The organism is Vibrio hyugaensis (assembly GCF_002906655.1).
GTDB classification, from domain to species: Bacteria; Pseudomonadota; Gammaproteobacteria; order Enterobacterales; family Vibrionaceae; genus Vibrio; species Vibrio hyugaensis.
The window spans coordinates 2,189,648-2,203,011 of sequence record NZ_CP025794.1; the positions used below are offsets into that span (position 1 = coordinate 2,189,648).

Below are 13,364 nucleotides of genomic sequence, written 5' to 3' on the forward strand. Positions count from 1 at the left end.
GTTAGCCTTATAGCTTCTTCGCATTCTCGATAGCATCGTCAATCGAACCGCAGTACATGAACGCTTGCTCTGGAATGTCATCGTATTCACCAGCTAGTAGACCTTTAAAGCCACGTAGAGTCTCTTTAAGAGGTACGTAAACACCAGGGTCACCTGTAAATACTTCCGCTACGTGGTAAGGCTGAGTTAGGAAACGCTCAATCTTACGTGCACGAGATACAACTTGCTTATCTTCTTCAGATAGCTCGTCCATACCTAGAATCGCGATGATGTCTTTCAGCTCTTTGTAACGCTGAAGAGTCTGCTGAACACCACGAGCTGTGTCGTAGTGGTCTTGACCAACAACCAATGGATCTAGCATACGAGATGTAGAATCTAGTGGGTCGATCGCAGGGTATAGACCCATTGCTGCGATGTTACGGTTAAGTACAACCGTTGCATCCAAGTGCGCGAACGTTGTTGCTGGAGATGGGTCAGTCAAGTCATCCGCTGGTACGTATACCGCCTGTACAGACGTGATAGAACCTTGCTTAGTTGACGTGATACGCTCCTGCAGTACACCCATTTCTTCTGCAAGTGTAGGCTGGTAACCTACCGCAGATGGCATACGACCTAGAAGTGCTGATACTTCTGTACCTGCAAGTGTGTAACGGTAGATGTTATCGATAAACAATAGAACGTCACGACCTTCATCACGGAAACGCTCAGCCATCGTTAGACCTGTCAGAGCAACACGTAGACGGTTGCCCGGTGGCTCGTTCATCTGACCGTAAACCATTGCTACTTTTGATTCTTCAGGCTTCTCGATGTTTACAACACCCGCTTCCTGCATCTCAAAGTAGAAATCGTTACCTTCACGAGTACGCTCACCAACACCTGCAAACACAGATAGACCTGAGTGTTGAAGTGCGATGTTGTTGATAAGCTCCATCATGTTAACGGTCTTACCTACACCAGCACCACCGAATAGACCGATTTTACCACCCTTAGCGAATGGACAAATCAAGTCGATTACTTTAACACCGGTTTCTAGAAGTGCAGTTTCGTTTGATTGCTCTTCGTAGCTTGGTGCTTCACGGTGGATAGAGTAAAGCTCTTCCGCACCGATCTCACCACACTCATCAATCGCGTCACCTAGAACGTTCATGATACGACCTAGGGTTTTAGTACCTACTGGTACTGAAATTGGAGCGCCAGTGTTAACCACTTCAACTCCGCGACGTAAACCATCAGAGCTACCCATTACGATACAACGAACTACGCCACCGCCTAGCTGTTGCTGAACTTCAAGAACAAGACGCTCTTTTGAGTCCGTAACGTTTAGAGCGTCATATACACTAGGTACATTGCTCTGTGGGAACTCTACGTCGACTACCGCACCAATGATCTGTACGACCTTACCTGTAGCCATCGTTAATCCTCTAAACTATTTCGTTTAACCTAAGCTTAAACCGCTGCAGCACCTGATACGATTTCAGACAGTTCTTGTGTAATCGCAGCCTGACGGGCTTTGTTGTACACAAGTTCTAAGTCTTCAATCAGGTCACTCGCGTTATCCGTTGCAGCTTTCATCGCAATCATTCGAGCCGCTTGCTCACAAGCAAGGTTCTCAACCACACCTTGGTAAACCTGAGACTCTACGTAACGCACTAGAAGTGTGTCCAGTAGAGGCTTTGGTTCAGGTTCATAGATGTAATCCCATGAATGCTCACGCTGCATCTCTTCGCTGTCCGATTTAGGCAAAGGTAGCAATTGATCGATCGTTGGTTGCTGAACCATAGTATTCACAAATTTGTTAAACACTACGTACAGGCGATCCAATTCACCCTCATCGTATTTCTTTAGCATTACGCTTACAGAACCGATTAGGTCTTCAAGGCTTGGGCTATCACCCAGACCTGAAACCTGAGCAGCAACTTTTGCGCCACTGCTTTTGAAAAATGCTGTCGCTTTTGAACCAACAACTGCCAGTTCAACTTCTGCACCTTTCTCTTTCCAAGCCTGCATATCTGTCACAGCTTTTTTGAACACGTTAATGTTCAAGCCGCCACACAGGCCACGGTCTGTAGAAACGATGATGTAACCAACACGCTTGGCTTCACGCTCTTCTAGGTACGGATGACGGTACTCTAGGTTTGCGTTTGCCACATGACCGATCACTTTACGCATTGTTTCAGCGTATGGACGAGAAGCTTCCATTGCATCTTGAGAACGACGCATTTTTGAAGCTGCTACCATTTCCATCGCTTTCGTAATTTTCTGCGTGCTTTTAACACTACCGATTTTATTACGTATCTCTTTTGCGCCGGCCATCGTTACTCTCCGTTAGTTGGTGGCAGAAACTGCCACCGACCTAATTACCAAGTTTGGGTTGCTACGAAGTCGTCAGTCAGCTTCTTCAACTGAGCTTCAACTTCATCGTTGTACGCACCCGACTTGTCGATCTCAGCTGCAAATTCAGCGTATTGACCGCGAGCATACGATAGTAGAGCCGCTTCAAAATCTAGCAGTTTGTTTAGTTCAACATCTGCTAAATAGCCGCGCTCTGCCGCGAAGATAACTAGTGCTTGGTCAAATACAGACATTGGAGCGTACTGCTTCTGCTTCATTAGTTCTGTTACTTTTTGACCGTGGTCTAGCTGTTTCTTCGTCGCTTCATCAAGGTCAGACGAGAACTGTGCGAATGCAGCTAGTTCACGGTACTGAGCTAGTGCAGTACGGATACCGCCAGATAGCTTCTTGATGATTTTCGTCTGAGCTGAACCACCTACACGAGATACTGAGATACCTGGGTCAACGGCTGGGCGAACACCCGCGTTGAATAGCTCAGTTTGTAGGAAGATCTGACCATCGGTAATCGAGATTACGTTAGTCGGTACGAATGCTGAAACGTCACCTGCTTGAGTTTCGATGATAGGAAGAGCAGTTAGAGAACCAGTCTTACCTTTCACTTCACCGTTAGTGAAACGCTCTACGTACTCTTCGTTTACACGAGCTGCACGCTCTAGTAGACGAGAGTGTAAGTAGAATACGTCACCTGGGAATGCCTCACGGCCTGGTGGACGTTTTAGTAGTAGAGAGATCTGACGGTAAGCTACCGCTTGCTTAGATAGATCATCGTAAACAATCAGTGCGTCTTCACCGCGATCGCGGAAGTATTCACCCATCGCACAACCTGCGTATGGCGCTAGGTATTGTAGCGCTGCAGATTCAGAAGCGGATGCAACAACAACGATAGTGTTAGCTAGCGCGCCGTGCTCTTCTAGTTTGCGAACTACGTTAGCGATAGTCGATGCTTTCTGACCGATTGCTACGTAGATTGAGAAAATACCAGAGTCTTTCTGGTTGATAATCGCGTCGATCGCCATTGCTGTTTTACCAGTCTGACGGTCACCGATTACAAGTTCACGCTGACCACGACCGATTGGGATCATTGAGTCAACTGATTTGTAACCAGTTTGTACAGGTTGGTCTACCGATTTACGGTCGATTACACCTGGTGCGATTACTTCTACAGGCGAAGTCAGTTTTGCTTCGATTGGACCTTTACCATCGATAGGTTCACCTAGCGTGTTTACTACGCGACCTAGTAGTTCTGGACCAACTGGCACTTCAAGAATGCGGCCAGTACCTGTAACTTTCATGCCTTCCTTAAGGTCAGCATATGGGCCCATTACTACCGCACCAACCGAGTCACGCTCAAGGTTAAGTGCTAGTGCATAACGGCCACCCGGTAATTCAATCATTTCACCTTGCATCACGTCCGCTAGGCCGTGGATGCGGATGATACCATCGCTTACCGATACGATAGTACCCTCGTTGCGAGCTTCACTAACAACATCGAAAGATTCGATGCGTTGTTTGATTAGATCGCTAATTTCCGTGGAATTAAGTTGCATGCTCCAATCCCCATTAAGACTGCAATGCATCGCTCAGGCGGTTCAAACGACCTCGCGCTGAGTCATCGATGACTAGGTCTCCGGCTCGAATAATAACCCCACCAAGTAGGGTCTCATCTACGCTGCAATTCAGCTTCACTTTGCGTTCAAGACGCACTTCAAGTTTGCTGCCAATATTTGCTAGCTGTTCATCAGAAAGTTCGCTTGCTGAAATGACTTCAACATCGATTTCTTTCTCATGTTCTTTCTTCAATAAGAAGAATTGCTCACAAACATCGGGAAGGGCCGTTAAACGACCATTCTCAGCCATAACCTTAATCAGGTTTTGACCGTGCGCATCAACTTGTTCACCGCAAACTGCAACAAAAATTTCTGCCATTTTCTCGGCGGAAACAGAACCGGTTAAAAGTTCATTCATTTGTTCGTTTTTGGCAACTTCAGTAGCGAAAGACAACATTTGGCCCCATTGGTCCAACTGGTCTTTGTCTACAGCAAAGTCAAAAGCTGCTTTAGCATAGGGGCGTGCGATTGTAGTCAAATCAGACATATGCGCCCCCAGACTTAAAGTTTTGCAGTAATGTTGTCGAGAATATCTTTCTGAGCGTCTTTATCGATAGTACGCTCAAGGATTTTCTCGGCACCAGCTACAGCCAGAGTAGCAACTTGTTTGCGCAGCTCATCGCGTGCACGATTACGTTCAGCTTCAAGTTCTGCTTCCGCTTGCGCTAGGATTTTCTGGCGTTCTGCCTGAGCTTCCTCGCGAGCTTCATCAATAATTTGAGACTTACGCTTATTCGCTTGGTCGATGATCTCAGTTGCTGTGCGCTTCGCTTCTTTCATCTGATCAGAAGCGTTGGCTTGTGCTAGATCCAAGTCTTTTGCAGCACGTTCTGCTGCTTGAAGACCATCAGCAATTTTCTTCTGACGTTCTTCGATCGCTTGCATCAACGGTGGCCATACATACTTCATGCAGAACCACACAAATAGTGCGAACGAGATTGCTTGACCTAGCAGAGTTGCGTTTATATTCACAACAGCTACTCCCTTTTAAGAATCAACTACAAAAATACAATTAACAGAGTTGTTAATTAGCCTGCTAGTTGACCCACAAATGGGTTTGCGAAAGTGAATAGTAGCGCGATTACGATACCGATCATTGGAACCGCATCAAGTAGACCTGCGATGATGAACATCTTAACTTGTAGCATAGGAGCCATTTCTGGTTGACGTGCAGCACCTTCTAGGAATTTACCACCTAGCAGTGCGAAACCAATCGCTGTACCAAGAGAAGCAAGACCGACGATAATACCTACGGCGATTGCAGAAAAGCTCAGTAAAGTTTCCATTACTATCTCCAATTTATAGTTGTTGGCTTAGTGCCCAAATAAAAAGCTTAAAAAATTAATGATCAGCGTCTTCGTGTGCCATTGACAGGTAAACAATTGTCAACATCATGAATACGAAGGCTTGAATCGTAATAACCAAGATATGGAAGATTGCCCACGGTAGTGAACCCATCCATTGTAAGTACCATGGTAGCATTGCCGCACAAAGAATGAATACAACCTCACCCGCGAACATGTTACCGAATAGACGCATACCAAGAGAAAGAGGCTTCGCTAGTAGCGATACCACTTCGATCAGTAGGTTAAACGGAATCATTAGTGGGTGATTGAATGGATGTAGTGCAAGTTCTTTTGCGAATCCACCTAGACCTTTCACTTTGATGCTGTAGTAAATCATCAATGCGAAAACGCCTAGAGCCATAGCCATGGTGATATTCACATCAGCAGACGGTACAACCTTAAGGTAAGGAATACCTAGCCAATGCTCTGCTGGGTAAGGCAAGAAGTCGATCGGGACTAAGTCCATCACGTTCATCAAGAATACCCAACAAAAGATAGTCAGTGCTAAAGGCGCGATCAGTGGGTTGCGTCCATGGAACGTGTCTTTGACGTTTTCCGCGACAAATTCAACGATCATTTCTACAGCACACTGAAGCTTACCCGGTACACCCGCTGTTGTTCCCTTCGCTACTTTGTAAAAAATTCCGAGGAAAATTAAACCAGTAAACCAAGAAAAAAACAGGCTATCGATATGTACGTTCCAGAAACTTGCTTCATCCGCTACCAAGCCTAACTTAGCTAAAGAAAGGTTTGATAAGTGGTGGGCAATGTATCCGGACGATGTTAGCGCTTCACCTGGCGCAGCCATAACTCATCCTATTTTTTGTTGTTAATGAATAGCACTGGTGCACAGATATTAATACCTAGTACCAGCAAATAGGTTAGTTTGAGGGGAACAAGTTCCACCTGCATATACATGTAGGCAACGTAGAATAGCGCAACCGTGATGAGAATTTTCAGAGCTTCGCCTGTGAAAAATGAAGCTGCAATACGCTTTGCAGCGCGAGCCCCACTAAACATAAAAGCAAAGAGCGCGAATACTGCATTGGCAACGACAAAAATGCCACCACCAACCAACGCTGAAAATCCCCATTCAGGATTCACGGCCACCGCCATTCCTGCCGCCACAAAAATAACCGCGCCAGACTGGATCATTAACAATTGCTTTGCGAGCTCTCGTCCTGGTCTAGCTAACGCAGCTACCATGTATTCGTACCTCTAGTAATATCCACTTCGCACTAAACTCTATATGTGCAGGGAAATTGGCGAAAATTATACGGTGAGAACAATTGAATGCAATTATATTGCATCAAAAATTTACAGTTTTGTTTACAATCCGACAACTTTCACACAAAATTCGATTAAATTGATTAATTGACCTAAATCAATTATCTCATCTAGGCCTCTAGCTTGGCAATCAGTTGATCCAATTTGTGAGGCTCATCAAGACTTATCGTCACTTTCGCTTTGCCGTTTGCAGAACGGACCAAAGAAACCTTAGCATCAAGCAGTTGACTCAATTTATGCGACATTTGCTCCGCTTCGGTATCTTCTTGTTGCGCTTTTTGCTCATTTTGTGGCGCTAAGCACTTTTTTACTAACTGTTCGGTTTGGCGAACTGTCATTTGCTTCTTAGCGACTTGCAGGGCTACTTCAATTTGTTGTTCGCCTTCTAAAGCCAACAATGCTCGAGCATGACCCATTTCTAATTTTTTATTGGCGACCAGACCTTTTACGTCAATTTCTAATTGATTCAGACGTAATAAGTTACTGACGGTCGTTCTTGATTTGCCAATCACATCGGCCACTTGCTGATGAGTCAGCGTAAATTCATCTTGCAAACGCTCAAGCGCTTGCGCTTCTTCAATCACATTCAAGTCTTCACGTTGAATGTTCTCAATCAGCGCCATTGCGATGGCTGCTCGGTCTTCAACCTTTTTCACCAAGCAAGGAACACGTTTCAACCCTGCTTGCTTAGCAGCGCGCCAACGGCGCTCACCAGCGATAATTTCAAACTGACCGCCTGCGACTTGACGTACAACGATAGGTTGAATGATACCTTGTGATTGAATCGAAGCCGCTAGCTCTTCTAGGGCTTCTGGCGCCATATCTTTACGCGGTTGGTAAACACCCGGTTGCAATTGACCGATCGCTAAATCCGTCAGTTCACCATCTGCCGACAATGCTTGGCTGTGCGATGCAATATGCTGTTTTTCACGAGCCAGCGAACTGGTCGACAACAGCGCATCCAGTCCTTTTCCTAGACCACGCTTAGACATGGGATGAATTCCTTAGGTTAGAGTTAAACTGGGATTTCTTCGCGGCGGAGCATTTCGCCCGCTAGAGCAAGATACGCTTTGGCGCCTGCGGAGTACTTGTCATAGTACATTGCAGGTTTACCGTGGCTCGGCGCTTCGGCCAAACGCACATTACGTGGGATCACGGTACGGTAAACTTTACTACCAAAGTGTTTTTTAAGTTGATCGGATACTTCATTAGACAGGCGGTTACGTGGATCGTACATCGTACGCAGTAAACCTTCGATTTTGAGGTTTTCATTGACCACGGCCGCTAACTTGCTGATTGTATCCATAAGAGCAGTTAAACCTTCTAACGCAAAGTATTCACATTGCATCGGCACCAGCACAGAGTCGGCTGCGGCCATGGCATTGATTGTAAGAAGGTTTAGAGAAGGAGGACAATCAATAAAGATGAAATCATAGTTATCGCGAACTGGCGCAAGTGCGTTTTTTAAACGAACTTCGCGAGCGAACACTTCCATCAATTTGATTTCCGCAGCGGTAACATCTCCGTTCGCAGCGATAAGATCGTATTTACCAGTGGTTTCAGTGCAAACCACTTGTTCAAATGGGGTATCTTCAACCAGAAGATCATACGCCGTGGCGTCAACCATGTATTTGTCGACACCACTGGCCATAGTAGCATTACCTTGAGGGTCGAGATCGATCACCAAAACCTTGCGCTTTGTTGCCGCCATCGAAGCTGCTAAGTTAATGCACGTTGTTGTTTTGCCGACCCCACCTTTCTGGTTGGCGATTGCTACTATTTTACCCACGATTACCTCGCTAATTTTCCTTGCGCGATAAGATTACTAGATGACGATCACCTTCCAACTCAGGAACAGCTAAAGATATGATCTCTGTCACACTACACCATTCAGGAAGCTGATCCATTTCATCTTTAGGGTGCTGTCCTTTCAGTGCTAGGAACACCCCGTTATCTTGTTTAGGCAGATGGTGACACCATTCCACCATGTCCGTCATTGAAGCAAAAGCTCGACTCAGAACGCCATCAAATTTTTCTTCTGGTTGGAATTCTTCGACACGACTTTGAATAGGCGTCACATTTTTCAGACCTAGCGTATGAACCACTTGTTTAATAAAACGAATGCGTTTGCCTAGGCTATCTAGCAAGAAGAACGTTTTATCAGGACTCATTATGGCCAGAGGAATACCTGGTAAACCAGGACCAGTACCCACATCGATAAAACGCTCGCCTCGTAAGTGAGTGCTAACCACTATGCTATCAAGAATATGTTTCACTAACATCTCAAGTGGATCACGAACCGATGTGAGGTTATACGCTTTGTTCCACTTGTCGAGCAGTTCGACATAACCGACCAACTGCTCGCGTTGTTTTTCAGATACCTCTAAATCGGTTTTTTCGATTAGGGCATCCAGTTTTGTGCGTAGTGCGCTCATTTACTCGTCCTCGCCTTTTTTCAGCAAGCCGTGTTTTTTCAAATGAACCAGCAAAATAGAAATCGCCGCAGGGGTAATACCTGAAATTCGAGAGGCAATCCCGATACTTTCCGGTTTTGCTTCCGTCAACTTAGCTACAACTTCATTAGAAAGACCTTTCACGTCTTTGTAATCCAGATCGGTCGGTAACTTGGTATGCTCATGACGCAATGATTTTTCAATCTCTTCTTGCTGGCGCTTAATGTAACCGTCGTATTTCACTTGAATTTCAACTTGCTCTGATGCTTGTTGATCGTCGAGTGCTGGTGCGAACGCATCAAGTTGCGTCAGTTGTGAATACGAGATCTCAGGACGACGAAGAAGATCTTCACCGCTAGCTTCACGTGCCATTGGCGTTTTCAATAGCTTGTTTAGCTCATCGATACCTGCAGAATTCGGATTCATCCACGTCGATTTCAGACGTTGACGCTCGGTTTCCATGTTGTCGATTTTTTCATTGAAACGTGCCCAACGAACATCATCAATCAAACCAAGTTCTCGCGCTTTTTCCGTCAAACGTAGGTCGGCGTTATCTTCACGCAGCAACAGACGGTATTCAGCACGAGACGTAAACATGCGGTATGGTTCTTTGGTGCCCATGGTCGACAAATCGTCAATCAACACGCCCATGTAAGCTTGATCACGGCGTGGGCTCCAACCTTCTTTGTCTTGACTATGCAGACTGGCGTTCAGGCCAGCCATTAAACCTTGCGCTGCAGCTTCTTCGTAACCAGTCGTACCGTTGATTTGCCCAGCAAAGAATAGACCACTGATGAATTTGGTTTCGTACGTTTGCTTCAAATCACGAGGGTCGAAGAAATCGTACTCAATCGCGTAGCCTGGACGAACGATATGTGCGTTTTCAAAACCTTTCATTGAACGAACGATTTGTACTTGTACGTCAAATGGCAGGCTGGTGGATATACCGTTCGGGTATAACTCGTGCGTCGTTAGACCTTCTGGCTCGATGAAAATCTGATGGCTGTTTTTGTCTGCAAAGCGCATCACCTTGTCTTCGATAGAAGGGCAGTAACGTGGACCGATACCTTCGATCACACCCGCATACATTGGGCTACGATCGAGGTTATTACGGATCACCTCATGAGTTTGCTCATTGGTGTGCGTAATAAAACATGGGATTTGACGTGGATGTTGATCACGATTACCCATGAAAGAAAATACAGGCGTTGGATTATCACCATGTTGTGCTTCAAGCACTGAGAAATCAACACTGCGTGCATCAATACGTGGTGGTGTGCCCGTTTTTAGACGATCCACACGGAACGGCAGTTCGCGTAGTCGATCCGCTAATGCGATCGACGGTGGATCCCCAGCACGGCCACCAGATGAGCTTTCCATACCAATGTGGATCTTTCCGCCAAGGAAAGTACCAACGGTGAGCACCACCGCTTTCGCTCGGAATTTAAGACCCATTTGCGTAACCACACCAACCGCTCGATCTTGCTCAACAATCAGATCATCAACCGATTGCTGGAACAAAGTAAGGTTTGGGGCGTTTTCTAATGCATCGCGAACATACGCTTTGTACAACGCTCTGTCCGCTTGTGCACGTGTCGCACGTACTGCCGGACCTTTAGAGGCGTTCAGTGTTCGAAATTGAATACCTGCATGGTCGATAGCTTCTGCCATCAAACCGCCCATAGCATCCACTTCTTTTACTAAGTGACCTTTACCGATACCACCGATAGCTGGGTTACAAGACATTTGGCCTAATGTATCGATGTTATGGGTAAGGAGAAGCGTTTTTTGTCCTGTGCGTGCAGATGCGAGCGCGGCTTCCGTTCCTGCGTGTCCGCCACCGACAACAATGACGTCAAAGTTTTCGTGATAAAGCATGAACTGACCTCAGGTATTCAAAGGATTTAATGGACAGATAAAAAAGAGCGGTATTTTACCTTTTTTCTCTGTTAGAGAGAATCGTTTTCTCGCTTTTCAAATTTTAGTCTCCAAGACTATATATATAAGATCTATATATATGATCTTTTATTGGATCTATTATTAGGATCGACCATTTCTGTGGATAAGTAGAAAATGATCAACAAGATCATGGATCTTCTTTGGATCAAAAGTTGTGATCATGATTTGATCTGATCGAGGATTACCTGAGATCAAAATCGCTACTTATACACAGGGGTAAAAATGGATCAAAGTTATTATTTGGATAACTAAAGGAAAGTCACCGGATCTTAGTATACTTATCCACAGATGGCTTGCGCATTTTTTGAGCGGTTGAACGAAGGTTTTCGAGAAGAGTTATTCACAAAGAGGGAAATCAGAGCCGCCATGCGACTCTGAGAAAGGGAAATTACGCAGAAAAGCGCGATAGATTTTCGTTTAGCCACACTTCGGCAGCGTCTTCTGGTACGTCGTGATTGAGTACATCTATCTTAAGGCAATCAGTAAGTGGGGTGGCCCCAATATCTTCCAGCAAATCGTAAGCATGTTGGCCTGCTGCGCAGAACGTATCGTAACTTGAGTCGCCAATAGCAACGACGGCGAACTTCACGTCTGCCATCTTAGGTGGCGTGTTTTGTAGTGCTGCAATGAAAGGTTGAATATTATCCGGATACTCGCCAGCGCCATGAGTTGAAGTGACCACTAGCCAAGTGCCTTGATTTTCGATCGACGACAATTCAGGTTGGTTGTGGATCGTTGTTTCAAAGCCGTTTGCGTTGAGGAGATCACTTAAGTGATCTCCTACGTATTCCGCGCCACCTAAAGTACTGCCTGTAATAATGTGGATCATGTGTCTTCCTTATTGAGTCATACCAACGCCCGTAGGTACTTGAGCGTTAGTACAAAAAGAAACGCGGTGGTAAGCTCAAGCCTAACACCGCGCATTTTATTATTTGCCGATACAGAATGAAGAGAAAATTCGGCCGAGTAAGTCATCAGAGCTAAACTCACCGGTAATCTCATTGAGGTGCTGCTGAGTAATGCGTAGCTCTTCTGCGAGGATTTCCCCTGCCATGTACCCTTCTAGCTGCTCTTGGCCGATTTGAAGGTGTTGAGCTGCGCGTTCTAGCGCATCTAGGTGTCGACGGCGCGCCATAAAGCCACCTTCAGTGTTACCAGAAAAGCCCATGCACTCTTTTAAGTGAGTGCGTAAAGCATCCACACCCGCGCCCGTCTTCGCTGATAGGCGGATTAAGGTTGGATCATTGACGTGGCAGATCCCCATACTTTCACCGGTTTGATCCGCTTTATTACGGATCACTGTCATGCCCATATTGCTCGGCAAGCGATCGACAAAATCAGGCCAGATGTCTTTAGGATCGGTGGCGTCGGTTGTTGTACCGTCCACCATGAAAAGCACACGGTCAGCTTGTGCAATTTCGTCCCAAGCGCGTTCGATACCGATTTTCTCTACTTCATCTGAAGCGTCACGCAGACCAGCAGTATCGATGATGTGCAGTGGCATTCCATCAATATGGATGTGCTCTCGTAGTACGTCACGAGTAGTGCCTGCGATATCGGTTACGATGGCGGACTCTTTACCTGACAGCGCATTCAATAGGCTTGATTTACCCGCATTAGGACGACCTGCAATGACAACTTTCATGCCCTCGCGCATGATCGCACCTTGGTTAGCTTCTTTACGCACGGCATCAAGGTTGTCGATGATGGCTTGCAAGTCTCCAGACACTTTACCATCTGCAAGAAAGTCGATTTCTTCTTCAGGAAAGTCGATAGCTGCTTCTACGTAGATACGCAGATGAATAAGAGATTCCACCAGCGTTTGAATACGCTGTGAGAATTGACCTTGTAGCGACTGAAGTGCCGATTTTGCGGCTTCTTCAGAGCTAGCATCAATCAGGTCAGCGATTGCCTCTGCTTGGGTTAAATCCATCTTATCGTTTAGGAACGCGCGCTCAGAGAACTCACCAGGACGTGCAGCACGAACGCCCTCAATACCCAAGATGCGCTTGATCAGCATGTCCATTACCACAGGGCCACCGTGACCCTGCATCTCTAACACATCTTCGCCTGTGAACGAGTGTGGGTTAGGGAAGTAAAGGGCAATGCCTTGGTCCAGTACCGAACCGCTTTCTGATTGAAATGGCAGGTATTCTGCGTAGCGAGGCTTTAGGGTTTTACCGGTTACCTCTAGTGCTACTTGGTTGGCCTTAGGGCCAGAAACACGAATAATGCCGACACCGCCACGACCCGGTGCGGTTGCTTGAGCGACAATCGTATCTGTAGTCATAATCTTGCCTTTTGAGCTGGGCTATAGGGTTTGAAGTCCTAGGGAGCCATAACCATTAATTAGCTGAATT

At 46.1% G+C, this 13,364-nt stretch carries 14 protein-coding genes; all 14 read right to left on the reverse strand.

Annotation, left to right across the window (positions count from 1 at the left end):
- Positions 1–7: 7 nt before the first annotated feature.
- The gene (gene atpD / locus C1S74_RS10815) at positions 8–1,411 is read right to left on the reverse strand and encodes a F0F1 ATP synthase subunit beta (RefSeq protein ID WP_038870187.1); all 1,404 of its coding nucleotides are present in this window, start codon (positions 1,409–1,411) and stop codon (positions 8–10) included.
- Between the two features lie 35 nt (positions 1,412–1,446).
- On the reverse strand, positions 1,447–2,313 hold the full coding sequence (atpG, locus tag C1S74_RS10820; protein WP_038870188.1) for a F0F1 ATP synthase subunit gamma: 867 nt from the start codon (positions 2,311–2,313) through the stop codon (positions 1,447–1,449).
- Between the two features lie 44 nt (positions 2,314–2,357).
- Positions 2,358–3,899: a F0F1 ATP synthase subunit alpha gene (atpA, locus tag C1S74_RS10825; protein ID WP_038870189.1), complete on the reverse strand. Its 1,542-nt coding sequence runs from the start codon at positions 3,897–3,899 to the stop codon at positions 2,358–2,360.
- Between the two features lie 13 nt (positions 3,900–3,912).
- Positions 3,913–4,446 (reverse strand): F0F1 ATP synthase subunit delta, encoded by a 534-nt coding sequence (atpH, locus tag C1S74_RS10830; protein ID WP_038870190.1) that lies wholly within the window; start codon positions 4,444–4,446, stop codon positions 3,913–3,915.
- 14 nt (positions 4,447–4,460) lie between these two features.
- Entirely contained in the window at positions 4,461–4,931 is a 471-nt protein-coding gene (atpF, locus tag C1S74_RS10835; RefSeq protein ID WP_005451032.1) for a F0F1 ATP synthase subunit B, read from the reverse strand.
- 56 nt (positions 4,932–4,987) lie between these two features.
- Positions 4,988–5,245 carry a F0F1 ATP synthase subunit C gene (gene atpE, locus C1S74_RS10840; protein WP_005372317.1) on the reverse strand — a complete coding sequence of 86 codons (258 nt, stop codon included), beginning with the start codon at positions 5,243–5,245 and terminating at the stop codon, positions 4,988–4,990.
- 55 nt (positions 5,246–5,300) lie between these two features.
- Positions 5,301–6,113: a F0F1 ATP synthase subunit A gene (gene atpB, locus C1S74_RS10845; RefSeq protein WP_020195196.1), complete on the reverse strand. Its 813-nt coding sequence runs from the start codon at positions 6,111–6,113 to the stop codon at positions 5,301–5,303.
- A gap of 8 nt (positions 6,114–6,121) precedes the next feature.
- Positions 6,122–6,511 (reverse strand): F0F1 ATP synthase subunit I, encoded by a 390-nt coding sequence (locus tag C1S74_RS10850; protein WP_038870191.1) that lies wholly within the window; start codon positions 6,509–6,511, stop codon positions 6,122–6,124.
- Between the two features lie 191 nt (positions 6,512–6,702).
- Entirely contained in the window at positions 6,703–7,584 is an 882-nt protein-coding gene (locus C1S74_RS10855; protein WP_038875194.1) for a ParB/RepB/Spo0J family partition protein, read from the reverse strand.
- A gap of 23 nt (positions 7,585–7,607) precedes the next feature.
- A complete protein-coding gene (locus C1S74_RS10860; RefSeq protein WP_038870193.1) occupies positions 7,608–8,381 on the reverse strand; it encodes a ParA family protein in 774 nt (257 codons plus the stop codon).
- Positions 8,382–8,391: 10 nt separating this feature from the next.
- A complete protein-coding gene (gene rsmG, locus C1S74_RS10865) occupies positions 8,392–9,027 on the reverse strand; it encodes a 16S rRNA (guanine(527)-N(7))-methyltransferase RsmG (RefSeq protein ID WP_045401043.1) in 636 nt (211 codons plus the stop codon).
- Positions 9,028–10,923, reverse strand: coding sequence for a tRNA uridine-5-carboxymethylaminomethyl(34) synthesis enzyme MnmG (gene mnmG / locus C1S74_RS10870; protein ID WP_045401041.1), 1,896 nt, complete (start codon positions 10,921–10,923; stop codon positions 9,028–9,030).
- 469 nt (positions 10,924–11,392) lie between these two features.
- The gene (gene mioC / locus C1S74_RS10875) at positions 11,393–11,833 is read right to left on the reverse strand and encodes an FMN-binding protein MioC (RefSeq protein WP_045401038.1); all 441 of its coding nucleotides are present in this window, start codon (positions 11,831–11,833) and stop codon (positions 11,393–11,395) included.
- 99 nt (positions 11,834–11,932) lie between these two features.
- The gene (mnmE, locus tag C1S74_RS10880) at positions 11,933–13,294 is read right to left on the reverse strand and encodes a tRNA uridine-5-carboxymethylaminomethyl(34) synthesis GTPase MnmE (RefSeq protein WP_045401036.1); all 1,362 of its coding nucleotides are present in this window, start codon (positions 13,292–13,294) and stop codon (positions 11,933–11,935) included.
- Between the last annotated feature and the right edge of the window lie 70 nt (positions 13,295–13,364).

Excerpts from the sequence above, each read along its gene's own strand:
- atpD (WP_038870187.1), bottom strand. The coding sequence starts at position 1,411 with ATGGCTACAGGTAAGGTCGTACAGATCATTGGTGCGGTAGTCGACGTA.
- atpG (WP_038870188.1), bottom strand. The coding sequence starts at position 2,313 with ATGGCCGGCGCAAAAGAGATACGTAATAAAATCGGTAGTGTTAAAAGC.
- atpA (WP_038870189.1), bottom strand. The coding sequence starts at position 3,899 with ATGCAACTTAATTCCACGGAAATTAGCGATCTAATCAAACAACGCATC.
- atpH (WP_038870190.1), bottom strand. The coding sequence starts at position 4,446 with ATGTCTGATTTGACTACAATCGCACGCCCCTATGCTAAAGCAGCTTTT.
- atpE (WP_005372317.1), bottom strand. The coding sequence starts at position 5,245 with ATGGAAACTTTACTGAGCTTTTCTGCAATCGCCGTAGGTATTATCGTC.
- atpB (WP_020195196.1), bottom strand. The coding sequence starts at position 6,113 with ATGGCTGCGCCAGGTGAAGCGCTAACATCGTCCGGATACATTGCCCAC.
- C1S74_RS10850 (WP_038870191.1), bottom strand. The coding sequence starts at position 6,511 with ATGGTAGCTGCGTTAGCTAGACCAGGACGAGAGCTCGCAAAGCAATTG.
- C1S74_RS10855 (WP_038875194.1), bottom strand. The coding sequence starts at position 7,584 with ATGTCTAAGCGTGGTCTAGGAAAAGGACTGGATGCGCTGTTGTCGACC.
- rsmG (WP_045401043.1), bottom strand. The coding sequence starts at position 9,027 with ATGAGCGCACTACGCACAAAACTGGATGCCCTAATCGAAAAAACCGAT.
- mnmG (WP_045401041.1), bottom strand. The coding sequence starts at position 10,923 with ATGCTTTATCACGAAAACTTTGACGTCATTGTTGTCGGTGGCGGACAC.
- mioC (WP_045401038.1), bottom strand. The coding sequence starts at position 11,833 with ATGATCCACATTATTACAGGCAGTACTTTAGGTGGCGCGGAATACGTA.
- mnmE (WP_045401036.1), bottom strand. The coding sequence starts at position 13,294 with ATGACTACAGATACGATTGTCGCTCAAGCAACCGCACCGGGTCGTGGC.